Genomic DNA, 26,354 nt, shown 5'->3' on the forward strand with positions numbered 1-26,354 from the left:
CTCGGTCGTTTCAGGGCTTCCGGTGTCCCCGTGGTGTCACCCCACCCGAGGAGCACCCCATGAGCACGAAGCCACCCCCCTCGCAGCACTTCGAGACCTTGTCCCTGCACGCCGGCTACGAGCCCGAGCCCACCACCGGCTCGCGCGCGGTGCCCATCTACCAGACGGCGAGCTACCGCTTCCGCAACGCCCAGCACGCGGCGGATCTCTTCGCGCTCAAGGAGCCAGGCAACATCTACACGCGCATCACCAACCCCACCACGGACGTCTTCGAGAAGCGCATCGCCGCGCTCGAGGGCGGCGTGGGAGCACTCGCGGTGGCGTCGGGCCAGGCCGCCGAGACGCTCGCGTTGCTCACCCTGCTCAAGGCCGGCGATGAGTTCGTCACCGCCACCAGCCTCTACGGCGGCACGTACAACCTCTTCAAGGTGACGCTGGCGCGGCTGGGCATCCAGGCGCGCTTCGCGGACGTGAACAAGCTGGAGACGGTGCGCGCGGCCATCGGGCCCAAGACGAAGGCGCTCTACATCGAGGCCATCGGCAACCCGCGCCTGGACATCCCGGACTTCGAGGCGCTGGGCGCGCTGGCGAAGGAGGCGGGCATCCCCCTCATCGTGGACAACACGGCCCTGTCCCCGGCGCTCTTCAACCCGCTGCGCCACGGAGCCAACATCGTGGTGCACAGCGCGACGAAGTACATCGGCGGCCATGGCACCTCCATTGGAGGCGTCATCGTCGACGGCGGCAACTTTCCCTGGAACAACGGCCGCTTCCCCGAGTTCACCGAGCCCAACCCCAGCTACCACGGCCTGCGGCTGCACGAGGCGCTCGGCCCGGCGGCGTTCATCGCCAAGGCGCGCATCGAGGGCCTGAGAGACCTCGGCCCCGCGCTCAGCCCCTTCAACGCGCACGCCTTCATCCTGGGCCTGGAGACGCTCAAGCTGCGCGTGGAGCGCCACTCGCAGAACGCCCTGGCCGTGGCCCGCTGGCTGCGCCAGCACCCGAAGGTGGAGTGGGTGCGCTACCCCGGCCTGGAGGAGGATCCCTCCTTCCCGCTCGCCCGGAAGTACCTGCGCAACGGCTCGGGCGGCCTGGTGACGTTCGGGGTGCGCGGCGGCGTGGACGCGGGACAGCGGCTCATCGACGGCGTGAAGCTGTGGAGCCTGCTGGCCAACATCGGTGACACGCGCTCGCTCATCATCCACCCGGCGAGCACCACCCACCAGCAGCTCACCCCCGAGGAGCGCCTGAGCACCGGCGTGACGGACGGACTCGTCCGGCTGTCGGTGGGTCTGGAGCACATCGACGACATCACCGCGGACCTGGAGCAGGCGCTCTCGGCGGCCTGAGCCCCTCCCTCGCTTCTTCCAGGAGACCCTCCATGTCCACTCCCACCTCCCGCGTCTTCGACATTCCCCTGCCCGACCTGCCCCTCGAGGCCGGCGCCCGGATCCGCGCCCACATCGCGCGGGGCTGGTGGTGGGGACCCGCCGGGGATCTCCCCTGGCTCCAATCCCGCGCGCACCTGCTCTCCGAGGAGTCGGTGCGGGCCAACGCCCTCAAGGTCGTGCGCCGCACCCGGGCCGAGCTGGACGAGCGGACCGACTCACTCCTGCACCCGGAGCGCGTGGCCCCCGACCCGTCCGTGCCCACGGTGCTGCTCGTCCACGCGTTCACCGGGGACATGCGCGCCGGAGGACCGGGCGGCTGGTGGGAGCCCGTCATCGGACCGGGCCGCGCGTTGGATCCAGAGCGGGTGCGGCTGCTGTGCTTCAACAACCTGGGCTCCTGCTATGGCAGCTCGGGCCCGGCGGACGAGGGCTTTCCCCGGCGCGGGGAGGACGCGCGCTTCGGGCCCCCCGCACCGCTGCTCAAGGGAGACCCGCGGCTCGACGAGACGCACCTCCCGGCGACGATCACCCCGTGGGATCAGGCGCGCGCCATCCTCCAGGCCCTGGACGCGCTGGGCATCGAGCGCGTGTCGCTCGTCACGGGCGGCTCGCTCGGGGGGATGATCGTCCTGTGCCTCGCGGTGTTGGCGCCCGAGCGCTTCGAGCGCATGGCACCCATCGCCGCCGCGAGCGAGGCGAGCGCGTGGGTGGTGGGGTGGAACCACGTGGCGCGGCAGACGCTGCTGGCGGACCCCGGGTATCCCAACAACCCCGAGCGGGGACTGGAGCTGGCGCGCCAGCTCGCCACCCTCACCTACCGCGCGGAACCGGGCATGGACGCGCACCACGGACGAGGCCGGCCCCGGCCCGGAGAGACCCAGGCCCCGGACTGGTCCTCGCGGGGGCACTACCCCATCCAGAGCTACCTGGAACACCAGGGCACCAAGCTCCGGGCGCGCTTCGATGCCCGGTCCTACCTGGCGCTCCTGGGCGCCATGGATCACCACGATCTCTCGCGGGCTCCCGAGCCCAACGCCCGGGGAGAGTGGGGCGTGCCGCGCATCCAGGCGAGCGCGCTGTGCGTGGGCATCGAGGAGGACCAGCTCTTCCCCGCGAAGCACATGGACGGGCTGGCCCGGAGCCTGCGCGACCTGGGCCGTCACGCGGAATACGCCGCGCTCTCCAGCCCCTACGGCCACGACGGCTTCCTCATCGAGTGGGAGCCGCTCGACACGCTGTTGCGGCGCGCGCTCGCCCTGCCGCCGGGAGGAAGGACCGGGGCAGCGGTCGCCTCCGGGGAGGGGCCGAGCCTCAGGGCATTGCCCTCGATGAGTGATCAGCTCACGCAGGGGGTGTCCTTGTCGAAGGCCGTGGGCCTCGTCCGGGAGCAGGGCTACACCGAGCAACACCCGCGAGAGGAACTGTCTGGGCTGGAGGTGGCGCGCAAGGCCCTCATCCGCCCCCGGGAGCTGGGATAGAGGGTGCCCCAGGAGGACATCGAGGTGGAACCCCCCCGTGCCCCAGGAACTGCTCGCACAAGGAGGACGTGGGCCGCTTCCTGTCCTCGATGGAGTCGCTGGATAAGACTTTCGCCGCGCGACTGGAAGACGTGCGCTCCGAGGGCCGGATGCTGCGCTATCTGCGCACACCGAATCCCCCAAGAGAGGAGAACGGCCGGCGCTGCGGGTGGGGCCACGCGTCGTGACGCGGGAGCACCCGGCGGCGCGACTGTGGGGCTCGGAGACGTTCGTGGCATTCACCACCGAGCGGCACGCGGAGTGGCCCCTGCGGGTGCAGGGCGCGGGAGCGGGAGGTGCCGTCACCGCTGCGGGTCTGCTCGCCGAGGTGCTGGAGGTGGCGCGGGCCTCCCCGCGCGAGGGGGCACGGTAGCGCTCGTGACGGGCGAGCGGCTTCCAGCCGGTGACGCCCCCTTTCTCACGTAGAAGTGTGTTGGAAGAGATCCAACGCAAGATTGCTGTAGCCCTGGGGGCCCGACTGTTGGAGAGAAGAGGAGCCCTGCCCGTGCAAAGTGCCCGAGGACGAACAGCAAGCCAAGCAAGAGCAGTCGCCGCGCAGCGTCGGCGCTGGACGGAATGGGACGTCAGACCCCCGCGCAGCCAGCAGCCTCTGTGCGCCTTCATGAAGGGCTTCTCACTTCACGACAACACGCACCTGCATACAAATGACAGGCAGAACATGGAACAAAGGTGTCGCTACGGAGCGCGTGGCGTGCTGGCGCTGGAGTGAGTGGAGCCCAAGCAGCAGTTACCTACAGGCCCAGACTCTCTGCCGCGCCCCGACTTTAAGGACGGCCTGGGTAGACGTGTGCCCCAAGAGGGCTAAGCGGCTTATCCACCGGACTAGATCACAGCGCACATGCAACCCGTCAGCCCCCGCCCCCCCCCTCGGCTGAAGCCCCTACGGCCTCATTGATCCTACGTTCTGCCGTTTATCAAGACTCGCTCCCTGCTCCATTCGCGCCGCTGTCATGACCGTTGGACTGCCCCTTGCCGGGGTACTACAGTGTCAGTCCAGTGAGGAACCAGCTCGATGACTCGGATTCGTGAAGAAGACCTGATGGAGCAGGAAGGGATTGATTACCTTTCGACGCAGGTGCGCCGGATGAAGCATGTCTGGCGCGTCACGTCAACACGGGACGTCGGCATTGATGGTGAAATTGAGCTGTTCGATGAAGGCGGGCACGCCACCGGCAAAATCATCAAGGTTCAGAGCAAGGCTGGTCGATCATACATCCGCAACGAAAAGACCGACAGATTTGACTACTATGGCGATTCCAACCATATTAACTACTGGGCACGCCTCATAAACCCAGTCATTATCTTCATATTCGATCCAAACTCCCAAACGGCCTATTGGGTCGATTTTAAAAAATACCTCCGAACACATCCGGAGGTACAAAACGCCCCATACAAAATCATCTTCGACAAAAGCCGTAAGTTCACCGCTGACAACTCAAACATTCTCTGGTCATTATTTGAAGAGGACGACACAGAAGCTGAGCATAATTACCGTCGGCACGTCATCGACAAACACGGAAAACTAACTCTTTATTCGGTGGCCTCGGATAAGCCGCTTGCCGTAGATCTAGAACGAGTCTTCGTGACACTTACGGCTGTCGAGCGTCGGCGCCAGCACTCCTCCGAATTGCGACACTCACCTTCTCTTGATGACAATCCCGCCGAGCGTCACTCTTCCCAGATTGGCTCCAGAGTTGTACCTATCCTCAGAAGCACAATAGAAGAGGTTTCTGTCGCACTCTCACCCGGAGAGGCTCTACGCGCACACAATCACCTAATAATCTTAGGCGCTCCTGGGGCTGGAAAGACAACACTGCTCAAATACCTGGCACTCACCTTCAGTCGCTCGCATACGCATGTTAGCGACCGACTCGCACTCAATGAATCGCGCATGCCAATTTTTGTGGCGCTACGCGACTTCAATCGATTCCTAGACAACCTCGTGGCACGCAAAGAGTTGGGTGACCTCGGCCCCAAGTTACTGCCCAAATTCCTTCAAGATCATTTCCACAACACCGCACCTCATTTGATGCTCCCAAATGGATTTTTTGATCGGGCCTTGGAAAGTGGTCGATGTATTATTTTGCTCGATGGCATGGACGAGGTTGCAGACCCGTTCAAGCGCGCACGCATCGCAGAGGAAATAGTTACGATCACACAACACTACCGTTCCAATCGATTTGTTCTTACCTCTCGCCCAAGAGGGTACGAGGGCGAGCCAAAGCAGCGCCTGTCACCATTCTATATAGATTGCACTATTCGCGATTTTGATGATGAAGAGATGGAGGCTTTTGCCCAGAGTTGGTACGAAGCCGTTACAGTAGACCGCTTGACCGACAATGAAGAAGCTCGAACTGAAGCTCGTCGGCAAGCTGAAGACTTGTTAATGGCCATTCATTCCGATGTGCGTGTACGCACATTGGCTCCAAACCCATTGTTACTCTCGGTTCTCGCAATGGTGCATCAGCGCGGAGTTGGGCTCCCTCAGAGGCGCGCTGAACTTTACCAGGAATGCATCGAAATGATGCTTGGGTATTGGGATCAAACCAAAGGAGGCGAATCAGCTCGGGATCTGGCTCAAATTGGTGAACTGGATCGGGACGAAAAGCGAATGGTGCTTGAGTCTGCAGCCTTATGGTTCCACAAGCGCGGCGAGCAAGGCCTAGAGGCAGATCGTTCAGAACTGATAGAAGTCATTGCTTCTTATTTCCAGGAAAATGGCTACCAAGAGCGTCAGTCAATGCGTCGCGCCGAGAGCTTCTTGGAACTAATCGAAGAGCGCGCAGGACTATTGGTCGAACGAGAGCCCGGAGTCTTCGCTTTTGCACATTTGACCTTTCAGGAATACTTGGCAGCCCGTGCCATCGCTGATCAAGACAACTATATTGAATATTCCCTCGCTCATCTACATGATCCGTGGTGGCGTGAGGTTCTATTACTAGAAGTAGCACATTTAACGAGCAACCAACGGCTTGGTCGTAGGGCCCGAAAACTCACATCAAGCCTAATTCGCTCAATAATGGATGCTGGGAGTTGGATGGAGGAAACGCTTCGGCGAGACTTGCTCTTCGCTGCCCGATGTACTTGTGACACGGGAAAACTTGGCATGGATGAGACCCTCCGGCGGGAAATCATTGACCGATTGTTGAGTGCTCTGTTCGACACTCCTCACAACAAGCAGAGGAATCAGATTATTGAGGTTCTCATCTACGCGCTTCCTACTTCTGAAGGAGCCTACATTCGGACCTCACTGATCGAGAGATGTTCAAGCTCAAATTCCAATGTACGCGAAGTACTCGCCAATACACTTGAACGTATTTTCTCATCTGCTCCCTCTTTAGATGTACTCAGGGCTCTTCTTCTGCTCAACGAAAGCGGAGAGGTGAGAACATTGACAAGCTCGATACGCGTGAGAAGCGATCTTGTCACCCAAGACATGCTAATAAACTTGACTCGTGATTCCAATCCTAGAGTCAGGGAAGAAGCAATTCGATCGCTTGTTGGCACACCCTACCGACGGCTGCCCAAAAAAACTGTTTCTGTTCTTGTTCTTGCCCTTCAAGACTCAAGCCCATCAGTCAGATGGTTCGCCGTCAAGACGCTACTTAATTTCAAGAAGTACGCCACCGAATTAGAAAAAACAGAAATCATCACTGCAACCACCCTCCTTTCCAACGATCCTGAAGTAACAACAAAACAAGCAGCTCTTCGTGTTACCAATGAATTTCTGTCGAACAACACTACTCGACATCTAGATTACTGGACGCCCGGCCTAGACGAAGAATCTGAGCTAGTCATCAATGGCAAACAGCTTCAATCAAGCCACAAGCCTGACTTGAAGAGAAAGAACGCAGTGAAACGCCACTCCCATCTACTGATGCGCGAGTGGATTCATTCCCACCACCATTATTTTTGGCACATCCTGATTCCGTCAAAACAGAATCAAACAACAAGTCCACACCACCAAATCTGGGGAGACGTTGCTGATTGGTACTCGTGGGATTTCGAACTATCTGGAGATGAAACTGAGACTGAAGATGTGCCATCAGTAGTTATCAGGAGGGACGTGGTTCCATTGGCATCAATCCCCCTGATGCGTTATTCTGATCCTGATCCACGCGTTCGAGCATTGGTAGCCAAGAACATAGGAGATATTGACCCTAAAGAGCTATCTCCCGAGTGTACTAAAATTCTTGGCGCGCTACTCCGCGACGCAGATTCAAGAGTGAGGCAAGCAAGCGCCAATGCTCTTGGCTGTCTTGGACCTGCTGCGCTTTCTAACGAATCTTCCCATGCGCTTGCGCTTTTGCTGCAAGACTCCGACCCTAATGTCTGTTTTTCTGCAGTCAATGCTCTTTCTGATCTCGGTTCTGCAGCACTATCCCAAGACTCTCTTTCGACTCTCTTACGGCTTTTCGTTGAGGCTCCAAAATATGTTCGGGGAGCAGCGCTCAATGCAATGAAACGTCTCGCAGCAGCAGCCCCAGAGGTACGCGCTACTCTCCCAAGGCTATTGGAGTCTCCTAACAAGAATATGAGGGAAGCTGCTATTCAGGCAATTATTAGCTCCGGTTTTTCAGCCTCCTTTCGTGACCTTCTCCCCAAGCTCTGCTCCCTCCTCAGTGACGTAGCCCCAAATGTTCGCGATGTAGCAGCAATCGCCCTGGAAAAAGTGGGAGGAGAAGAGTTGGGACCAGAACTCCGTGGACCCCTAGTGGAATATTGGAAGAAAAATCTCAACAAAAAAAATTACAACATTACATTCGAGAAAAGAACATCTGAGGCCGCATACGAAGCCTTATATCGACTATCGATTCATTATGGGCGCGTTAGCACGCATTCCATGCATCATGACTAGTAATATTTGGTCGCGTTGAGCCCTCTCTTTACTGGATGCGGCGCAGCACCTGGGCCGCCTCATCGAAGAGCCTGGCCAGAATCGGCTCCGCCGGACGGTGTCTCTCCAGGAGAGCCACATCCTCCGGCTGGCCTATCAACGCCAGGAGGCTGGCTGCTCGCGTGGCACAGTTAAGAGACGTGGCAGCGAGCAGTCTCCGGGCCAGCATGCGCAAACCAGAGCGGACTTCAGGAGCAACCATTGGAAGGAGTCGCTCCTGCCCAAGTACGAGGAGCAGCAAGCGTTCGCAGAAGTACGCAGCCTCTCCATCCTGGCTCACCGCATCATCGACCATGGCCTCCGCCGTGGAGATAAAGGCGCAAAGAGTAGGCATCCATGCGTCGGGCACCTCTTCTTCGAGCACCGTAAGGACTTCCGTCTTGTCCTTCACGGGCACCGACATGTCCTGGGCCCACGTGCGAAGTTCCTCGGGTGACTTCTCCAGAAGTAGTCGCAACCCCCGCAGGGAGTTCAACTCCGACAGGTCGAGTTGCTCCAACGCTTCGCGAATACTCGGTAACAGGTCGGGATGGCGGTGGCGCCACAGGGCTCGGGCCAACGGATTGACCTCCGAAAGAGTGTCCCTGCCAGGAACCAACCGTTGCAGCCTGCGCACCAAAGTCGCCCGTGAACCCGCTTCCTTGATACGACCCAACGCCTGGGTGATGGCCTCCACGACGGAGGCCCCGTCATGATCCCGGCGGGACTCCTCGATGGGCAGTTGTTGCTCCAGGCGTCTGGCACTGGCCGCGCCGCCCATCGCCCAGGCCCCAACTCGCCACCTGCCGTACGAGCGCATCCGGGTCTTCCAGCATGCCTTCCAGCAAAGCCCTGGCCCTGCGAGGGCCCGGCTGCAACACGAGCGTTCTCGCGCGAGTACCATCCCCGTTCTCGCATGCCTCGACCAATGCGTCCCGCCACTGCTTCACGTCCAGCTCTCGCGCCATGGCTCGTCTTCCTGTCCTTCTCTCCGAGGGGAGCCCACGCTTGGAGGGACGTAATTACCTGAAGTACGGTGGGCTTGCCCCGATGACGTGGCTCTCCTGCGGTTCGTGTGAATCCTGGGCGCATGCGCAGGGTGGCGCGAGTGAGGGCAGGCTCATCCGCCACCCGGCCGGGGTCGCGAGCCCGGAAGCGACGCACGAGGGAACGGGGTAGACTCCGGGATCATGCGACTCCAGGTGTGCCACGGCCGGTTGCTCTCCCTCCTCCTCCTGCTGGGTGCCCCCGCCCTGTCCGGGTGCCTCAGCGAGCGCGAGAAGACCGTCCGGCGCCTGCTGGAGACGCGCGAGTGCGAGGGGTGCGATCTCAAGGACGCCTCGCTGGAGGGCGCGAACCTCGAGGGGGCGCGCCTGAAGGGCGCGACGCTGATGGGCGCGGTGCTGACTCGCGCGAACCTGCGCAACGCCGACCTCACCGAGGCCGGACTGGAGGGCGTGGACGCGCGGCGGGCGGACCTGCGCGGGGCTCGGCTCGATGATGCCAGGCTGCTGAGCGCTCAACTCCAGGGCGCCACCCTGGAGGGGGTGGATCTGCGCAACGCCAAGAACCTCGAGTCCGTCAACTTCGAGGGCGCCAACCTGCGCGGCGTCAACCTGGAGGACAGCAGCCTCTACGGACAGAGCGGACCCTACCGCCGCTCGAAGAAGCGGCATCTCTACGATGTCCCCGGCGGAGGCGCGCTCGTCAGGCGCGCGGACCTCTCCGGAGCAAACCTCCGGGATGCGACCCTGGCGAACTGCGACTTCGCGGGAGCCATCTTCCGAGGCGCGGATCTACGCGATGCCAATCTGGAACTGTCCAACCTGGAGGGGGCGGACCTGACGGAGGCACGGCTGTCGGGTGCCTCCTGGACCGACGAGAGCAAGTGCGGCAAGGACTCCGTGGGGCGGTGCATCCCCACCCGCTCCCGTTGATCGGCACGCGCCTGATCAACCCCCCGCACGCGGCAGGGTATTGAACTGACCCTCCAGGGCCGTCTTCACCTTCGGGTACAGCTTCATGCGGCTGGTGGAGTGCGCCTTGATCGCCAGGTAGGGGATGCTGCCCAGTGGCGGATCCCCCTCCTCCAGCTTGATCTTCGGATCATCCACCTGCATCGACCCGCAGTCCCGGTCCTTGAAGATGAGCGCGTAGCTCTCCAGCGTCTGCACGAACCGCAGCACCAGCTTGTCCTGATCGGTCTGGGTTCCCAGCTTCGACTTCACCCAGGCCTGGCTGCGCACCATGCCCTCGTACCAATCCACCGCTGTTGCCCACTTGGACACCACGGTCCTCAACGGCTCCATCTGGGCGATGAGCGTGAAGAGCAGGTCCATCAGCGCGTGCTGAGCGGGGGACTGTGCGTAGCGAGCCTCGATGCCCTCCAGCCGCGCGATGAACTTGTCGAAGGCGGCATCCTTGCCCTTGCCGAAGAGCAGATCCTCGGTCGTGATGGGCAGGTCCACGATCCGGTTCGCGAACGGCGTCCCCCGAAGCTGGGCGGAGGGAGAGGTCCCCGTGTTGTCGAACTCGTGGATCTGCTCCCTGAGCAGCTCATGCACCAGGTCCCACAGTGGCCCCTTCAGGCTGGTACGGTCCACCGAGAGGAACCGGACCAACGGCAGCAGGAACGCGGTGACGTGGAGATCCTCGAAGAAGCCCTGGTGCGGAAACTTGCCGCTCTTGAGGCGAGCCTGGAAGGCCTTCTCCGTCTTGTCCAGCCCTCGCTCGATCTCGTCCAGCCGGAGGCGGAACTTCGAGGCGAGCGCGTCGCTCATCACCTGACGATGCTTCGTCAGCTTCGCGTCCAGCTCCTTGGGCACCGGGTAGTCGATGCCCTGGTGGAGCCTGTCGACGATCTGCCGCGCCTTGTCGAACACGGCGTGGAGCTGCTTCAAGGTGGAGAGCACCCCTTCGTAGAGCTTCTTGCCCTCCTTCGCATCCATCAGCAGCTTGGGATCGAGCTGGTACCATTTCTTCCCGGTGAGCTGCACATCCACGGACAGCATGGCGCTCTGGAGGCGCCCGGTGTCGAACTTCACCTGGGCGATCCGCTCCACGAGTTCGGAGGCGCGCACCTGCTGGAGCACGTCATTGAGGGGGAAGAGCGAGAAGTCGGCGATGACACGTTGGGTCAGGTCGTACTTGCAGTAGACATTGAGGACGCGGCAATCCTTGTCGAAGGCGCCGGTGTCCACCGGATGCAGCCGCTTGAAGAAGGGCGTGGACAGGTAGGTGATGCTGCGAATCTTCCACTGCTTCGGCCACTGTTTGGAGGTGGCGGCCCGGTGGGTGAACTCGTTGATGACGTTGCCGCCATGCGAGTGCCCGATGAGGTGGATGGACACCTCGCTCTGGAGGAAGCCCTTGTAGTAGGCCTGCTCGCCATTGCCTCCACACAACCGATCCGCGAGATAGGCTCCGGCGATACGTCGGTTGGTGGGCGAGTTGTCGCCGGTCCATCCATGGGCGATGAAGAGGTACAGGCTGCGGTACTTCTTCTGGAGCTTCTCCAATTCTTCTCGGAGCAGTCTATTGGTACCCCAGTACCAATCCGGATCGTTGTCCTTCTTGGGATCGAGGGGCGCGGCAACCCTGGGATTGCGGTAGCTGGCGGAGCGGGCCTTGGGATCGCTGTTGATCGGATCCACCGTACCGCCCACCATGACCACGATGCTGATGACGTCCCGGGCGGGCTGCTTGTGGGACACGGGAGCAACGCGGACAGCCGTCTGTTGTGCAACGGGCGGGGCCATGGAGGATCTCCTGGACAGCGCCCCCACGATCCCCCATGCGGACACGCGAAGGCAAGAGACCGCCAGCACACTCGTAGGCCGCGGCGACCCAGTGCAAATGCAGCCCGACGCGGCGGCACTGGGCCCGGCACTGCGCTGGGAGCCAGCCTCGGGCGGCCGTCGCCCGGGACTGTTCCCGCACCTGTACGGCCCGCTGCCCATGTCGGCCGTGTTGTCGGAGGTCGCACTGCCGCTGGGCGAAGACGGACAGCATGTCTTCCCCAACGAGGTGCCGTGAGCCCCACCCTTCGCGGGGCTCCCATCCCGCCCCTGACTTCCGCCGTCAGCGACTGGCCAGCGCGCGCTTGTTCGGCTTACCACTCGGCCCGACGGGAACCTCGGTGATGAAAGTCACGGTGCGCGGCGCGCAGGCCTGCCCCAATCGACTCACCACCCAGTCCCGCAGTTCACCCACGTCCAGCCGCGCGCCCGGCCGCGGCACCACGAAGGCGTGCACCGCCTCCCCGGTCTGCTCGTCATCCTTGCCGACGACGTAGGCCTGATCGACGGAGGGGTGCTCGGCGAGCACCCGCTCGATGGGGCCCGCGTAATAGACATTCGCGTTGACGATGATCACATCGCGCGCCCGGCCCGCGAGGTGCACATAACCGTCACCGTCGACGTAGCCCAGGTCACGGGTGCGAATCCAACCCTCGACGAACACCTCGGCGGCCTCCTGCGGATCCGCCCAGTAACCCGACGCCTGGTAGGGCGTCTGGACGAACAGCTCGCCCACCTCTCCAGGTGGCATCTGGGCGCCGTTGGGGCCGCGAACCTCCACTTTCACCCTGTGATGAAGACGGCCCACGGACTCCAGGGCCCCCTTCGACGCCAGGGCTTCGCGGGGCGTCAACATCGTCAGCAGACCCGCCTCCGTCTGGCCATAGCCCTGGAAGACCACCGGGCCGAGCCGCCGCAGCGCCTCGGCGTAGCGCTGCGGGTTCAACGGCGAGCCGGAGACCATGAGGGTGCGCAGGCTGCTGACATCGACCGGGTCCGTGCGCAGGCTGTCGAGCATCTGGTAGAGCCGTGGCACGCTCAGGATGCTGCTGGTGATGCGGTGGCGGGCGATCACGGTCGGGAAGAACGGCCGCAAGTCCATCGTCTCCGGGATGACGACAGTGCCCCCTGAGAGCAGCGCCACCAGCGCGTAGTCCAGCGCGACCTGACTGTTCAGCGTGCCGAACAGCAGATGGCGTTGCATCCCGGACGCCATCTCGCGGATGGTGGGACTCCAGAGCTCGGGGTAGGCCGGCCAATCCTGGCTGATCGCCGCGTACGTCTGGACGCCTCCCTTGGGATTGCCGGTACTACCGCTGGTATAGATGATCCGGGCGACGTCGCCTGGCCGTCCCGAGGCCCGTAGGGGCGCCCCATCGTCCGCCGCGGCCAGCATATCCGGCAGGTCCGGCGCCGCGCCGAGGCACAGCACCGGCAGCTTCCCGGCCGCCTCACGCATCTCGGCGGTGTTGTTCGCTGGATCGATGAGCAGGGCGTCGACGCGATCGCCGAGCAGGTGTGTCAGTTGCCCGGACGTCAACCCCGGACGGATCCCCGCGATGCGGGCGCCCAGAGCCCAGGCCGCCATCATCGCCGCGAAGGCATCCGGCGTGACGCTGGCGGACACGGCCAGGCCGGAGCCCGGTCCCACACCGGCGGCCCGCAGGCCCGAGGCCACGCGCCGGGTCGTGCGCAGGAGCTCGGCCGCGGTGACCACCCGGCTTCCGTGCTCGAACCAGATCCGGTCTCCGTCGTCACGCATCCGATCGAGAACGGTTTGGGGAAACATGATGTCGGTCATGCGAACCACTATGGGACAGCGCTCCAGGGACTTCAACGCTCAACCCCTGCGCCGGGAATCGCCGGGAGGAGCAGCGCGTCCAAGGTTTTCTCAAGCAGGGAGAAGCAACCCTCCCGTATTCCCATCACCCGGTAACGATTGGGGACTCGGGGAGCGGGACAGCTGTCAGTCTCGCGGCGCGTCGATACGAGGTCATCCATGCGCTGACGCTCGCCGCCCGCGCGCTCCACTTCGTCCTCGTGCTGAGCTTCGTGCGTGGCGTCTCCCCTCGCATCTAGCTGCCGAGGCAGGTCCGCGGCGGAAGTCGAACGTGCCCCTGGCGACCAACTCGACAAGTGGGATGCCACTGTCCCCAGGTGAGAGGGATTGCACGTGGGGTATGCGTCGGTCCGGACAGCGGGCCACCCAGGGCCCCTGGGCATGGATGTGAAATCAATGTGAACTCACGAGGGAATGGATACCTCCCCTTTCCTTCCGCCCGGGCCATGACAGCTTTTCCTTCGGAGCGGGACCGGTTTACAGTCAGTCAAAGAGTAAATACGCCTGGCAAACATCCAGCTCATGCCTGGTTTTCTCACAATAAAACAATCTTGGAGAGCAAAGCCGTTCCTGGCTCCGCGATAACGGACAGGCGCGATTAAACATTGCCGTTTGTTCAGGGATTCAGTATTATTCCCCTCGCACGGGACGCCCCCTCCCCTCGAACACGCGCAGCTCTCCTCGCTTGAAGACCTGCTCTTCGAGCGAGACAAATGCGCGGCTTGCTGTTTCTCGAATCACGCATCACGTTCTCACGTCTGGAAGACATGGTGGGTCTGACCGGCTCACCTCCCCCTTGTTCTTCATGCGGTTCCTGATGCCGACCCGCCGAATCTGGCGCGGCGCAGGGCCCGCGAGCCTCGGCGGATGCCTCGCGCCGCCGTGGAGAAACAAACGATTATGTCTCGAAGAATCCTTGTCACTGGTGCGAGCGGCATGCTGGGCAGCCACGTGTTGGCGGTACTCGGCGCGAAGCATGACGTGCTCGGTTGGTCCCACGGCTCGGACCGCGCCCCGCTTCACCGGATCGATGCGACCAACGCCAGTCAAGTCGAACAGTTCTTCCGGACCCATACGCCAGAGATTTGCGTGCACTGCATCGCGAGTCCCGACGTGCTGGCGTGCGAGCGGGACCCGGACATGGCGTACCGGCTGAATGCCCAGACCACGGAGCAGGTCGCGAGGGCCTGCGCGGAGCATGGAGCGAAGCTCGTCTATATCTCCTCCGAGTATGTGTTCGATGGCACCTCGGGTCATGGCTATACCGAGGACAGCCAGCCCCGGCCGCTGCAAATCTACGGAACAACCAAACTGCGTGGAGAGGAGCACACCGCCCGGGTTCCCCACCACCTGATGGTCCGCCTTCCCGTCCTCTATGGAGGACCGGTCCCAGGCCGCAAGCCGACATGGATCGAGGCCATGCTCCGGTCGCTGGAGCAGGGCAAGCCCGTGGAGCTCGACGATCACTTCGAGCGACAGCCGACCTGGTCCTACGACGTGGCCACGGTGCTGGCCCGCGCCATCGACGAGGAACTCGAGGGCATTCTCCACGTGGCCACCCAGGAAGGCCTCACGAAATACGCCTGGGGGGTGAAGCTGGCGGAGGCCGCGGGCCTGCCGTCCTCGCTGCTGCGTCCCGTTCCCGCCCCGCCGGAGACCTCGGGACCGAGGAAACCCGCTCGCCCCTGGCTGCACACCCACCGCTTGCAGCGGCTGGGAATCTCTCCACCCCCCGGCGTCTCGGAGCGCGCCGCCGCTTACGTGCGATCGCTCGGTGGAGCGTGGAAGGCGTAAGCCATCCCAGCATTTTCGTACGCGACGTGACGCGGGCCCGCCAGGGGCCCCCGTCCCCCCATTTCTGTTCTGGCGAAGGGAGGTTTGCTTGGAAGTCATCGTGCGCAACACCATCTGCCCGCGACACCCCGATACCCACATCTGTGTGGTGGACCGCATGCGAGAGGCCGTCCTGAATGGCCTCGTCAACCGAATCACGATCCTCTCGGAAGCAAAGGAGACAGGGATCTGCGAATGCACTTCGTGGCCGGAGATGGTGAAACAGACATCGCCCGCGGACGAAGAGGAGCGCTCCCGAACACTGGCCGAGGCGCTGCGGTGCGGCGTCGGCAACGTCCTGATCTTCGACTGCTCCTGCACCATCCGGCCGGAGGTCCTGCACACCTTCGCGAACCTCACCACCGCCACCGTGCTGGTGGGCGACCCGGTGGAGGGCGGGAAGTCGGCGAAGGCCGCGGCCCAACAGGAAGGCCGAACCTCCTTGCAGTTGGACGGCCTTGGAACCGCCATCGCTGGGAGCTACCTCGGAGCCATCCTCCTGACAGGCGAGGAGCGGCCGGATCTGTGCGCCACCCTCGAGGAGAGCGACTTCCTGCTGTCCTGGCCTGGAGCGATCGGCCTCCTGTCACGCCGCATCCGGCTCCGGGGCGCCGTGCTCTCCCGGGACATCCACGGGAATGAAACCGTCGTCGAGAACAAACTGGCCGGCGGCTCGTACGCCCGCACGTACCTGCGGCTGCATGCCGCGTCCGGGCGCCGGACCGTCCGCAAGGAAGCCATGGGCGTCGGCCGCGGCAAGCTGACCGAGGAGATCCACTGGCTGCGCGGCCTGGAGGGCCCGGCGAGCCGGCACTTCCCGGAAGTGGTCGAGCACCGCATCGAACCGTACGGCGTCTCGATGGACCTCACCTACCACCACCTCCCCACGCTGCGCCGGCTCATCCTCTCCGGACAGATCGACGAGGCGGAAGCGGCGAGGTGGGCGTGCCGGGTCCTCGCCGTCCTCAAGCAAGACATCCATCCTGTCGGCCAGAGACCCGCGCCTGGCGATTACGTGTGGCGCACCCATCTGCGCCGCATCGAGGAGAGACTCGCGGAGACCGCGAGCGCGCTTCCGGAGCGGCAGGCGCTGTGGAGCGCCGACAAGGTGCGGGTGAACGGAGTGTGGCTGAGGAACGTCCACGAGCTCGTCACGGCCCTGGCGCACAACCAGCATGCGCTGCGCATCCTGACGCCCAAACATCTGGTGCGCACCCATGGAGACCCGCACTTCGACAACATCCTGATCGACAGGAACAGCTACCGCTTCTACCTGATCGATCCCCGCGGGAATGACGGCTACGACGTGGCGTACGACCTGGGGAAGATCTGGCACTCCGTCAATTCCATGTACGACCTGATCCACGATGGCCACGTGCGGGTCGAGGCGCAGGGAGACGAGATCAACTACACCCTCACCTCGCCGCGCATGGTGGCGTTCTACCGCAGGGTGCGCGAGCGCATCCGATCCTGGCTCACCGCCACCGGGTGGAGCCAGGGCGATCCCTACTGGCTGCTCAAGGTGCGTCTGGCCGAGGCCGCCCACATGTGCAGCGTCATGCCCTTCCACATCGCCCGGGATCAGCAGGACACGGTCGCGCTCGCCTGCTACGCACGCGGGCTCGAACTCATCAACAGCCTCTACGCGGATCTCACGTCGGCCCCCGCCCCGTTGGACCCGTGGACCGACAGAAAGGATGCAGCCGAATGCGTGTAGTGCATTGTGCGGACGTGGTGCCCGGGCATCGCCCGGATGGGCGGGTCGTCCTGCCCCTGCTCGACCTGCCGGTGAACGTTCCGGTGAACCAGACGGCCATCCTGTTCGTCGAGCACCCCGCGAACTTCACCGAGAGCAAGCACCACCACCAGTCGCTCCACGAGATCTTCTACTTCCTCGATGCGGCCGACTACTGGGTCAATGGCACGCTGCTCCACCTTCAGCCCGGAGATCTGCTCGTGCTGGAGCCCAATGACGTGCACGGCGCGGTGCCGGTGCCCCACAAGGTGCGGCTGATTGTCTTTCACGTACCGAAGGTACCCGGCGACAAGGTGGATGCGCCCGCCGGCAAGCTCGCGGCCACCTGACACAGGGTGAAGCGTTCAGCCGACGCCTCCGTGCCGGCGTCGGCACCCGACGATGCAGGGGTGCCCGCACCCAGTCCGGACGTCAGGACGTCCAGTGAGACGCACCAACGCCGGCCCTGGCGCCCCTTCGAGCAGGGGCGCCTCAGGGCGCCAGCTTCAGCAGCAGCAGGTCCTGCCCCACGGAGGGGCCGTAGCGGGTGGACTCCACCTGGACGGTGCCCAGGTACGTGCCACCCACGAGCGTGGCGCCCTCCGGAGTCACCGCCAGCAGCACCGGGTCCAGAGTGTCCAGGTCCGGGGCCAGCGCGCGGGACCAGCGGTGCGCCCCGTTGGGCCCGTAGCTCGCCACGAAGCCATGCGCCAACTGCCAGTTCGCGCCGATGGTGCCTCCGCCCACGTCCGAGCGTCCCCTGAAGACGCCCACCACCTGGAGGTTCCCCCAGGCGTCCACCACCATCCTGCGTACGTACTCACCGGTCAGGGTGCCATACCGGCGTGCCCAGCGGTCCGCGCCCGAGGCCTCGAGCACTCCCAGCAACACGTCCTCCTCGCCGCCGTCGAATTCACCGGCCCCCGCGCTGGACACCGTCTGGCCGCCGAAGGTGAAGCTCTTGATGAAGTCGCCGCCGAAGGCCACCGCGTCTCCAGGCAGTGCCGCCACACCCGTCACCCGTCCGCTGGCACCATGGAGGACGCGCGCCCACTGGAGCACGCCCTCCGGGGAGAACCTCGCGATGAGCGGGTTGCGCGGACCCGTGGCCCCCAGCACGTCCTCTTCGACGTTGGAGAGACTCACGTAGCCTCCGAGCAGCACGTTGCCCGCGCTGTCCGTCGCCAGCGACTGGCCCTCCGCTCCCGAGTTGCCACCCGAGTAGGCCCGGGACCAGAGGTGCTCGCCCTCCCAGGAGAACTTCGCGATGAACATGCCCGGGGCGGGCTCCTCGTAGGCCGTGCTGCCCAGGCCCGCGAACAACTCCCCGCCGCCCAGGTCGGTCCAGCCGTAGAAGTACCCGGTGACGATGAGGCTGCCATTGGCATCCGTCGCCACCGCCTGCGCCCGGATGGCACCGGCATCCCCCTCCGCCGCGTTGACGATCGCGGAGAACCCCCTGGCCCAGACGAGCTGGCCGCTCGGAGAGAACTTGGCGATGAAGGTGCCCGGGTACCACACGCTGGTGGAGGGGAACGGTCCGGTGCCCAGGTCCGGCGAGCCCGCGTAGGTGCCCACCACCAGGATGTTGCCCAGTGGGGTCAGCGCCACGCCCGTGGCGGTCAGTGACGCGGCCGCCTGCGGGTACGCGCGAGACCACTCATGCGAGCCATCCGCGCGGAAGCGGCCGAGCATCAGCCCTCCCTGGCCGGGAAAGGTCGCCCCGCCGAGCGAGCCATTGCCCGTATAGGTCCCCGCGACGACGAAGGCCCCCGTGCCGTCGGTGGCCATCACCTGCACCTGCTCGTCTCCCGCGCCGCCCTTCTGGAAGACCTTGGACACGGTGCCGCCGGTGCCGCGGTAGGTGCACTCGCTATGGGCATGCTGCAGGATGAGCATCGGATGCAGCGGGGGCCGGGTGTCCTCCATCGAGCCGAATTCCACGCCATCGCCGCCCTCGGGAAGCAGCACGAAGGCGTAGTCGCCCGGCCCCTTCACCGCGGCGGTCACGTCGTAATCCACCCAGGTCTCGGAGGTGATCTCCCCCAGGTTGGACAGCGGCCCCCCCACGGGCGCCGGACGGGTGCTCCAGGTGAGGGAGTTCTCGTCCCACTGCGTGCTGGTGGCGTAGAGGGCCGGGCCATTGGAGGAACCGGCCTTGGCGAACAGCCGGATCTTCGCGCTGACGATGGGCTCGTCCCGAGAGACGTTGAAGCGCAGGAAGGTCTCCTGCCGGGGAGCGCCATCCGAGACCAGCTTCGTCGCGGCCCCGTAGTTCATGTTCGGCGAGTCCTCCACCACGTAGGTGTCGTGACTCGGTCCGTAGCCGCTCTGCGTGTAGAGGGTGATGGGCTTGCAGTCCTCCGCCGCCGTCCGTGCCTCCACCGACTGCATCATGACCTCGGCGGCCGTTCCCGGTGCCTCGGACTCCGCGACGCCCCCACACCCCACCGCCACCCACCCCAGGGCGGGCAGCAGCCCCAGCCCCCTCCACCACTGAGTCCAACGCATGTACGCCTCCCGGACGGATGCCCCCCGGAGGCGATTGCACTCCCGGTGCCGGTGGCTGGAGAAAGCCTGTCCCTGGAGTTGTGCGCCCAGCCCACGCGTCGACGCACGGCGTGGAGAAGCGGCCTTCCCACACAGGGGCAAATGGAGGGCACCGGAAGGCACCTCCCTGGACCCAGGGAAGGTCGTGCTCAAGAAGCAAGCCCATGACTGGTTTTGCCGGCGCGTGTTCGCCTGCTCCCCAGGTGAGCAGACAAGAGCGACGTGCTGGCATTCCCACGGACCTGGTAGGGATACATCCCCGTTTGTATCACACCTGCGAATGTCCGCCCAGTCCACACTTGAACCCCTTCCCGGGAACCAGTACGGCGGTGGTATAGAGGGCGAACCGGTTACACTCATTGTCCCCCCGTCTGTCAGCCCCCAGGAGCTGGCGACAACGACATATCAGGAAATCGAATGCCGAAGATCAACAGTAGTGCTCCGAAGATCCCTTCATCCCCGAAGCCGGCACAGAGTGCCGCGGTGGGTGGAGCGGCCCTCCCCAAACCTGCGCAGGGCCCGTCGGCGACACCGACCCCCCCCCTCCCACCCAGCAGCACACCACCCAGTTCAGCCAGCCGGCGCCGGCGTACCAGAACCCCTACGCCAAGGGCAAACCCCCTTCGCCCCAGCAGCAGGCCGCGTACAACGTATCGACCAGTTCCGTGGGGTACGGTGGCTCATCCAAGGCCGTCAAGCATGAATGGCTCGCGCAGCCGCACACGCATCCCGACAACAAGCTCTGCGCTTTCTATGCGCTGCATCACTTCACCGACGGGAAGGTGACCAAGAATGCCTTCATCGACAAGGCGACCAGCGTCTATACGGACATTGGCCTCCCCAAGGAGGATGCGCTCGCGATGGTGCTGGATGGCAATGATCCCGCCACCCTGGGGCAATTCGGCTTGAAGGAAGGCAATGACGCCGCGCTCCAGCAGAAAGGAGTCGGCATCGTCGCGAACACCGACAAGGGTCATTTCTTCACCGTTCGCCAGGAGAACGGCAAGTGGTACAGCTACGACAGCTACAACCACAAAGCGCCCAAGGAGTACGCGACCTTCGCCGACCTCAAGAAGGCGGAGATCGGGAACAGCGGAGTCTGGGTCGGCACATGAGGTGACGGGGCTCTCGCCCCGTCAGCCGCCCAGGTCAGAGCAGGCGGTCCGTCGCCTCATCGGCCGTCCCGCCGAAGAAGGCGTCGAGGACCCGCTGGAACACCGGCCGCGACGGGTCGGCGCGCAGGAACAGCGTCATCGAGGAGCGGAGCTTCTGCGCGTCGATGTCACCGAAGATCGTCTCCGCGGAGGGCGCGGACGTGCCGGCCACGACCCCCGCGCACTCGATGAGCCTCGGCCCCAGCGTCGGATGCGCGAGGTACGCCCGTGCCTCGTCGAGCGAGGCGATCGCATACCGCTGGGCCATGGCGCTGCGGCCGAGGCCGGCGATCTGCGGGAACACGAACCACATCCAGTGCGAGGTCTTGCGTCCGCGGCGCAGCTCCGCGAGAGCCCGATCATAGGTGCCACCGTCATCCTGGGCGCGCACGAAGCGGGCGAGGTCGTGAGGATCGTCGTTCATGCCCTGACGCTACGCACGCACGCGGCGGAGGAACAAGGGCCTCACGCACGCGGCAACCCATGCTGGATGGGAAAAACCTCAACAACGCGCAATCAATTCCAGACAAGGAATCGAGTGGACTACTTGGCATGCGAACCCTTCGGGCCGCGATTCCACCCTTCTGGTAAATTGTTGACTTATTTCTCTGTTCTGCGATCTATGTTCGCGCCCTGACTGAAGCTAGCCATTAGCGCCCACGCAAGCGACTCGCGCCGGATCAGTAGGGGGGGGCTCATACATGACACCAAGCAGACACCCGTCCGTTGCTTCTTCTACCTTATTCCTTGTAGCGACCACCCTGTTGCTGTGGGGGTGTGCCGCGGAGCCGGATGCGCAGGACAGCGCGCTTCTCGAACAACCCACGCTCGGTCATCTCGAAGCGCCGCTGGTGGCCAATGGCGGCTTCGAGGATGGCACCCTGAGCGGCTGGTCCGTGAGTACGAACCTCAATGTCAGCGGTTTGAGGGCCATTCCTCCGGCCACCCTTTCCGATCTGAACCTCAGCTCCGGAGGAGCGATCCGGACCGCCGCCGTGGGGGGTGAGACGGAAACGAAGATTCCAGTGGGACTCAGCGCGGGCTCGACGCTTCGCTATCCCAAATATGGCCGGTGGTCCGCGGTGGTCAACAGCCAGGGCAATAGCAGGAACACCAACAGCCTGCGTCAGACCTTCAGCATCACCAACGCGGACGTCGATCCGGCGGATGGAAAGGTGCACCTGCGCTTCGCGCTCGCGCCCGTCCTCGAGAACCCAGGGCACACGGCCGCCCAGCAGCCCTATTTCTACGTCGTGGTCCGCAATGCCTCGAAGAACAAGCAGCTGTTCTCGAAGTTCGCGTACGCGAACCAGCCCGGAGTCCCCTGGAAGACGGATCCGTCGACCCAGGTGCTCTACACGGATTGGCAGATCTTCGATGTCGCCCCCGGGGCGGCGAACCTCGACATCGGGGACCAGGTTGAACTCACGGTGGTCGCCGCCGGTTGTTCCCAGTCTGGCCATTACGGCCACGCGTATGTGGACAGCTTCGGTGCCTTCCTTCCAGGTCTGTCGATCGCCGCGAGTGCCCCCGCCGAGGCGAATGCCGGCGACCCCTTGACCTATACCTATCTGGTGAAGAACTCTGGCCCGGGCATCGCCGCCAACGTCATCGTCACCCAGCCCCTGCCGGCGAACACCACCTTCGTGGGGCTCAACGCGCCGGGCGCGACCTGCACCACCCCGGCGGTCGGCGCGACGGGAACGGTGTCCTGCAACGTGGGGGCGCTCAATCCCACCGCGAGCACGACCTTCCAGCTCACCGTGAAGATTGCGCCCACGGCCACGGGGAGCGTGAGCAATGGCAGCTACACCGTTCGCGCCGACAATATTTCGCCGTTGATCGGACCCCTGGTCGAGACCCTCATCACCCGCGGCGTGGTGTACGCGGATCTGTCGCTCACCAAGAGTGACGGCCTCGCCGCGGTCACCTGGGGACAGCCCGTTCAGTACGTCATCGAGGTCACGAACCATGGGCCCTCGGCGGTGACGGGCGCGCGCGTGACGGACACCCTGCCCGCGCAGCTCACCTCCGCCACCTGGACCTGCACGACGCCTGGCGGTGGAGCCTGCGCCACGCCGGCGGGCACGGGCAACATCGACGCGACGGTCAACCTGCCGGTCAATGCCAAGGCGGTCTTCACCTTGAGAGCCACCGTCGTCAACGGCTCGGGAAGTGGCCGCCTCTCCAACCTGGCCTCTGTCACCGCCCCCGCGGGAGTGGTGGACAACGACCCCACCAACAACCAGGGCGTCGACACCGACTCGATTGGAAGCCTGTACCAGGTCACCGTGAACAAGGCCTCTGCTTCCAATGGAACGGGCAGGGTCGTCACCAGCCCGGTGGCTATCGACTGCGACACGGACTGCACCCAGGCGACCGCTCAGTTCATGGAGGGCACCCTGGTGAGTGTCACCGCGACCGCGGCCCCGGGCAGCACGTTCGTCGGCTGGACGGGAGCCTGCACCGGCGCCGCCAACCCGTGCAACTTCCTCGTCACCTCGGACACGGTGCTCACCGCCCAGTTCTCCTCGCCGAAAGCACCTGATGGGAAAACCTGCTCGAGCGCCAATGATTGTCTCAGCGGCTCCTGCGTGGATGGTGTCTGCTGCAACACCGGTTGCACGGAGCAGTGCATGGCCTGCAACCTCCCGGGCCTGGTAGGGACGTGCTCACCTGTCACCGGCGCTCCGGTGGGTGGCCGCCCGGCGTGCGCGTCCGATGGCTCCCTCTGTGGCGGCACCTGTAACGGCGCGAGCACGAGCTGTGTCTATCCGTCCGCGAACACCGTGTGCCGGCAGGCGAGCTGCTCGGGAAATACCGAAACCCATGCGGCCTCCTGCGACGGCAGCGGCTCCTGCCCCAGCCCCACCACCTCCACCTGCGATCCCTTCGTGTGCGGAGCGAGCGCCTGCCTCACCCGGTGCGAGACGCTCGCCGACTGCTCGACCGGCAACTACTGCAGCGCACAGGGCCAGTGCCTCTTCGACCTCCAGCCGCCCGTGTTGCAGCTGCCCGCTCCCCTCATTCTCGAGGCAACCAGCTCGGCGGGCGCCGTGGCGTATTTCACCGCGACGGCAACCGACGCGGTCGTCGGAACGGTTCCAGTGACCTGCACGCCGGCGTCCGGCACCACGTTCCCCCTGGGCACGACCCTGGTCACCTGCGGCGCCCAGGACGGTCACGGCAATGTGGCGAGCGGAACCTTCACCGTCACGGTGGTGGACACCACGCCTCCGGACCTGCGGCTGGTGGGCTCCTCCCAGGTGACGCTCGAGTGCGGCAACCCCTACCTGGAGCTGGGCGCGACCGCGTCGGACATCTGCAGCGGGGATCTGACCTCCGCCATCGTCACCACCGGTGGGGTGAACAGCTCGGCCATTGGCACCTACACCGTCCACTACGAAGTCACGGATGGGGTGGGTCTCACGGCCTCCAGTGACCGGACCGTGAAGGTCCAGGACACGCAGGCCCCGGTCATCAGCCTGAACCCCGGGCCCTCCGTCCTCGAGTGCCGCGGCACGCCCTACCAGGACCCGGGCGCCACGGCCGTCGACGTCTGCGCCGGAGACGTGACCTCGAACATCGTCGTCACCAGCAACCTCAATCAATCCCAGGCCGGCCAGTACACGGTCACCTATACGGTGACGGACCCCGCCGGGCACGTGAGCACCGCGGCCCGCCAGCTCACGGTGGAGTCCTGCTGTGTGAACATCCACCTGAGCGACTACAACCTGTTCCTGCTCGAGAACTACACCGGGGGTCACTACATCGCGGGCAAGCTGGCGGCCGGTGGCGACATCACCCTGACGGACTTCTCCGTGGGCGACGAGCTGCCGAGCGAGGGTACCGCCAACATGCTGGTCGCCGGCGGCAACCTGGCCCTCTCCCGCGGCGGTGTCTGGGGAGACGTCTGGTACGGGGGCAGCTACAGCACCGACAGGAGCGTCATCTACCGGCGTGGCCACGCGACGCAGGGCACCCCCATCAACTTCGTGGCCCGGTTCGCGGAATTGCGAGACCTGTCCTCGAAGCTCGGCCGCACGCCGGCCAACGGCACGACGACGATCAAGTCGTGGGGCGCCATCATGTTGAACGGCACGAATCCGTCCTCGAACGTCTTCGACGTGAACGCCAGCGCCTTCAACGGCATCTCGCTGTTCTCCCTCACCGCGCCGGCCGGCTCACTGGCCGTGGTCAACATCCGCGGCGCCTCGGTCTCCCTCCCCAGCTTCGGCATCAAGTACAGCGGCGGCATCAATCCGCGGGATGTGATCTTCAACTTCGTGGATGCGACCCGCATCGACGCCAGCCGCATTGGAATCCAGGGCACGCTGCTGGCGCCCAACGCGCGTGTCACCTTCAACCAGGGCTCCTGGAAGGGCGGCCTCTACGCCGTGTCACTGACAGGTGAGTCCTCGGGTCACCTCAACCCGCTGACCGACCGCGACCTCTGCCCCTGAGCAAAGCGCCGAAGGGGCCCCTCCACGCAGGTGGCCCCTTCGGCTCCTTTCAGGGGATTCAGGACATCGACTCGGGCCGGGGGGGCGCGAACACCGGGGCCTCGGTCTCCAGGGTGAAGTCGCGCAGCTTGCGGTAGTCCTCGTACTCCGCCTGGAGCGTCAGCAGGTCTCCCGGCTCGATGAGGGTGCTCCCGGGGGGATGAAGCCGCTCCTCCCCTCCCCCGTGCCGGCGCATGGCCAGGGCCAGGCCGCCAAAGCGGTCGCGCACCTCGGCGAGCGTCATGCCCGGCAGCTTCTCGCGCGCCTCGAAGACGGACACCACCATCAGGTGCGTGCCGATGCGGAACGAGTGGATGATGCGGGGATCCAACGCCGCGAGCGCCATGGCGGGGGCCGCCAGCGACGAGCTGCTCAGCGCCTCGGCCTTGAAGGTGTCGCGCACCTTGGCCACCAGGTCGTCATCGAAGAGCCGGATGACCACGCGGATGTTCGGGTTCACCTTCCGGGCATCCAGCGCGATGTTCAGGTTGGCCAGGTCATCATCCGTGGCGCAGACGATGGCCGCCGCCTCCTTCACGTTGGTGCGCGGCAGGCACTGCTGGCTGCGGATGTCGTCGATGAGCAGCGGCACCTGCTCGTCGCGGAGCACCGCCACGAAGGCCGCCTCCTCGCGCTTCTCCACCACCACCACGTCCCGGCCCAGCGCCCGGAGCTGTGACACCACCCGGTAGCCCACGCGCCCCGCGCCGCACACCACCACGTGGCCCTTCATCGTCTCGGCGATCACCTCAAACCACTCCTTGTCCTGCCGGTGCCTGGCGAAGAAGAGGTAGGCGAAGCGCACCACGCCGTCCACCAGCACGGCGATGCCCACCGGGGGAATCACCATGTCGAGCACCATCAACAGGGTGTCATCCACATCCAGCGAGGGCTGCCCGTAGAGCAGGAAGTACACGTGGCGCAGCGCCTTGCCCAGGCTCACCCCGTGCCCGTCCGCCCCCACGTGCCGCCAGCGGTACACCAGGGGCATGAAGCCGAAGAGCACCACCGCCATGAGCACCGTGGGGCGGAAGCGGCGCAGCAGCGCCACGAGGTAGCGCAAGTCATTGGCCAGACGGCGGCGGCGGGGGGGAGTCACCAACACGCCCCCGTGCCTAGCACGCCCCCCCGGCTCCGG

18 protein-coding genes are annotated in these 26,354 nt (G+C 64.6%); 12 read left to right on the forward strand and 6 right to left on the reverse strand.

Annotation, left to right across the window (positions count from 1 at the left end; all coding sequences use genetic code 11):
* The first annotated feature begins 59 nt into the window (after nt 1-59).
* From F0U63_RS40215 to F0U63_RS40235, 5 genes are all read left to right on the forward strand, one after another.
* Nucleotides 60-1,349 (forward strand): O-acetylhomoserine aminocarboxypropyltransferase/cysteine synthase family protein, encoded by a 1,290-nt coding sequence (locus F0U63_RS40215; RefSeq protein ID WP_395838782.1) that lies wholly within the window; start codon nt 60-62, stop codon nt 1,347-1,349.
* Between the two features lie 32 nt (nt 1,350-1,381).
* Nucleotides 1,382-2,869, forward strand: coding sequence for an alpha/beta fold hydrolase (locus F0U63_RS40220; RefSeq protein ID WP_395838784.1), 1,488 nt, complete (start codon nt 1,382-1,384; stop codon nt 2,867-2,869).
* A 68-nt stretch (nt 2,870-2,937) separates the two neighbouring features.
* A complete protein-coding gene (locus F0U63_RS40225; protein WP_395838786.1) occupies nt 2,938-3,096 on the forward strand; it encodes a hypothetical protein in 159 nt (52 codons plus the stop codon).
* The gene (locus F0U63_RS40230) at nt 3,093-3,281 is read left to right on the forward strand and encodes a hypothetical protein (protein WP_395838788.1); all 189 of its coding nucleotides are present in this window, start codon (nt 3,093-3,095) and stop codon (nt 3,279-3,281) included. The genes F0U63_RS40225 and F0U63_RS40230 overlap by 4 nt, the downstream gene beginning before the upstream one ends.
* Before the next feature lie 660 nt (nt 3,282-3,941).
* Nucleotides 3,942-7,787 (forward strand): HEAT repeat domain-containing protein, encoded by a 3,846-nt coding sequence (locus F0U63_RS40235; protein WP_395838790.1) that lies wholly within the window; start codon nt 3,942-3,944, stop codon nt 7,785-7,787.
* A 28-nt stretch (nt 7,788-7,815) separates the two neighbouring features.
* Here F0U63_RS40235 and F0U63_RS40240 read toward each other — a convergent pair whose 3' ends face one another.
* A complete protein-coding gene (locus F0U63_RS40240) occupies nt 7,816-8,625 on the reverse strand; it encodes a hypothetical protein (protein WP_395838792.1) in 810 nt (269 codons plus the stop codon).
* A 370-nt stretch (nt 8,626-8,995) separates the two neighbouring features.
* On the opposite strand from F0U63_RS40240, the gene F0U63_RS40245 reads away from it, so the two are divergent.
* Nucleotides 8,996-9,742 (forward strand): pentapeptide repeat-containing protein, encoded by a 747-nt coding sequence (locus tag F0U63_RS40245; RefSeq protein ID WP_395838794.1) that lies wholly within the window; start codon nt 8,996-8,998, stop codon nt 9,740-9,742.
* Between the two features lie 15 nt (nt 9,743-9,757).
* On the opposite strand, the gene F0U63_RS40250 is transcribed toward F0U63_RS40245, so the two are convergent.
* Nucleotides 9,758-11,563 (reverse strand): hypothetical protein, encoded by a 1,806-nt coding sequence (locus F0U63_RS40250; protein ID WP_395838796.1) that lies wholly within the window; start codon nt 11,561-11,563, stop codon nt 9,758-9,760.
* A 91-nt stretch (nt 11,564-11,654) separates the two neighbouring features.
* Between F0U63_RS40250 and F0U63_RS40255 the strand changes: the two genes are divergently transcribed.
* Nucleotides 11,655-11,840, forward strand: coding sequence for a DUF952 domain-containing protein (locus F0U63_RS40255; protein ID WP_395838798.1), 186 nt, complete (start codon nt 11,655-11,657; stop codon nt 11,838-11,840).
* Between the two features lie 45 nt (nt 11,841-11,885).
* On the opposite strand, the gene F0U63_RS40260 is transcribed toward F0U63_RS40255, so the two are convergent.
* Nucleotides 11,886-13,403, reverse strand: a complete 1,518-nt coding sequence (locus F0U63_RS40260) for a class I adenylate-forming enzyme family protein (RefSeq protein ID WP_395838800.1) — start codon at nt 13,401-13,403, stop codon at nt 11,886-11,888.
* Between the two features lie 939 nt (nt 13,404-14,342).
* Between F0U63_RS40260 and F0U63_RS40265 the strand changes: the two genes are divergently transcribed.
* The 3 genes from F0U63_RS40265 to F0U63_RS40275 all read left to right on the forward strand — a co-directional run bounded on the left by F0U63_RS40265 (nt 14,343) and on the right by F0U63_RS40275 (nt 17,360).
* Nucleotides 14,343-15,236, forward strand: coding sequence for an SDR family oxidoreductase (locus tag F0U63_RS40265; RefSeq protein ID WP_395838802.1), 894 nt, complete (start codon nt 14,343-14,345; stop codon nt 15,234-15,236).
* Between the two features lie 253 nt (nt 15,237-15,489).
* Nucleotides 15,490-16,992: a phosphotransferase gene (locus F0U63_RS40270; protein ID WP_395838804.1), complete on the forward strand. Its 1,503-nt coding sequence runs from the start codon at nt 15,490-15,492 to the stop codon at nt 16,990-16,992.
* Nucleotides 16,983-17,360 (forward strand): hypothetical protein, encoded by a 378-nt coding sequence (locus F0U63_RS40275; protein ID WP_395838806.1) that lies wholly within the window; start codon nt 16,983-16,985, stop codon nt 17,358-17,360. Before F0U63_RS40270 ends, F0U63_RS40275 begins: the two co-directional genes overlap by 10 nt.
* A 142-nt stretch (nt 17,361-17,502) precedes the next feature.
* Here the strand turns inward: F0U63_RS40275 and F0U63_RS40280 are convergent, their stop codons facing one another.
* On the reverse strand, nt 17,503-19,521 hold the full coding sequence (locus F0U63_RS40280) for a DNRLRE domain-containing protein (RefSeq protein ID WP_395838808.1): 2,019 nt from the start codon (nt 19,519-19,521) through the stop codon (nt 17,503-17,505).
* Between the two features lie 704 nt (nt 19,522-20,225).
* Between F0U63_RS40280 and F0U63_RS40285 the strand changes: the two genes are divergently transcribed.
* Nucleotides 20,226-20,675: a hypothetical protein gene (locus tag F0U63_RS40285; RefSeq protein ID WP_395838810.1), complete on the forward strand. Its 450-nt coding sequence runs from the start codon at nt 20,226-20,228 to the stop codon at nt 20,673-20,675.
* A 34-nt stretch (nt 20,676-20,709) separates the two neighbouring features.
* Here the strand turns inward: F0U63_RS40285 and F0U63_RS40290 are convergent, their stop codons facing one another.
* Entirely contained in the window at nt 20,710-21,138 is a 429-nt protein-coding gene (locus F0U63_RS40290; RefSeq protein ID WP_395838812.1) for a DUF1810 domain-containing protein, read from the reverse strand.
* A gap of 340 nt (nt 21,139-21,478) precedes the next feature.
* Here F0U63_RS40290 and F0U63_RS40295 point away from each other — a divergent pair, with 340 nt between their 5' ends.
* Entirely contained in the window at nt 21,479-25,177 is a 3,699-nt protein-coding gene (locus F0U63_RS40295) for a choice-of-anchor A family protein (protein ID WP_395838814.1), read from the forward strand.
* A gap of 58 nt (nt 25,178-25,235) precedes the next feature.
* Here F0U63_RS40295 and F0U63_RS40300 read toward each other — a convergent pair whose 3' ends face one another.
* Nucleotides 25,236-26,321, reverse strand: coding sequence for a potassium channel family protein (locus tag F0U63_RS40300; RefSeq protein ID WP_395838816.1), 1,086 nt, complete (start codon nt 26,319-26,321; stop codon nt 25,236-25,238).
* Nucleotides 26,322-26,354 lie beyond the last annotated feature (33 nt).

It is taken from the genome of Cystobacter fuscus, from assembly GCF_044360685.1.
GTDB lineage: Bacteria > Myxococcota > Myxococcia > Myxococcales > Myxococcaceae > Cystobacter > Cystobacter fuscus_C.

Coding starts and splice junctions, on each gene's coding strand:
- F0U63_RS40260 (WP_395838800.1), bottom strand. CDS start 13,403: ATGACCGACATCATGTTTCCCCAAACCGTTCTCGATCGGATGCGTGAC.
- F0U63_RS40280 (WP_395838808.1), bottom strand. CDS start 19,521: ATGCGTTGGACTCAGTGGTGGAGGGGGCTGGGGCTGCTGCCCGCCCTG.
- F0U63_RS40215 (WP_395838782.1), top strand. CDS start 60: ATGAGCACGAAGCCACCCCCCTCGCAGCACTTCGAGACCTTGTCCCTG.
- F0U63_RS40235 (WP_395838790.1), top strand. CDS start 3,942: ATGACTCGGATTCGTGAAGAAGACCTGATGGAGCAGGAAGGGATTGAT.
- F0U63_RS40270 (WP_395838804.1), top strand. CDS start 15,490: ATGGTGAAACAGACATCGCCCGCGGACGAAGAGGAGCGCTCCCGAACA.
- F0U63_RS40240 (WP_395838792.1), bottom strand. CDS start 8,625: ATGCGCTCGTACGGCAGGTGGCGAGTTGGGGCCTGGGCGATGGGCGGC.
- F0U63_RS40290 (WP_395838812.1), bottom strand. CDS start 21,138: ATGAACGACGATCCTCACGACCTCGCCCGCTTCGTGCGCGCCCAGGAT.
- F0U63_RS40265 (WP_395838802.1), top strand. CDS start 14,343: ATGTCTCGAAGAATCCTTGTCACTGGTGCGAGCGGCATGCTGGGCAGC.
- F0U63_RS40275 (WP_395838806.1), top strand. CDS start 16,983: ATGCGTGTAGTGCATTGTGCGGACGTGGTGCCCGGGCATCGCCCGGAT.
- F0U63_RS40245 (WP_395838794.1), top strand. CDS start 8,996: ATGCGACTCCAGGTGTGCCACGGCCGGTTGCTCTCCCTCCTCCTCCTG.
- F0U63_RS40220 (WP_395838784.1), top strand. CDS start 1,382: ATGTCCACTCCCACCTCCCGCGTCTTCGACATTCCCCTGCCCGACCTG.
- F0U63_RS40250 (WP_395838796.1), bottom strand. CDS start 11,563: ATGGCCCCGCCCGTTGCACAACAGACGGCTGTCCGCGTTGCTCCCGTG.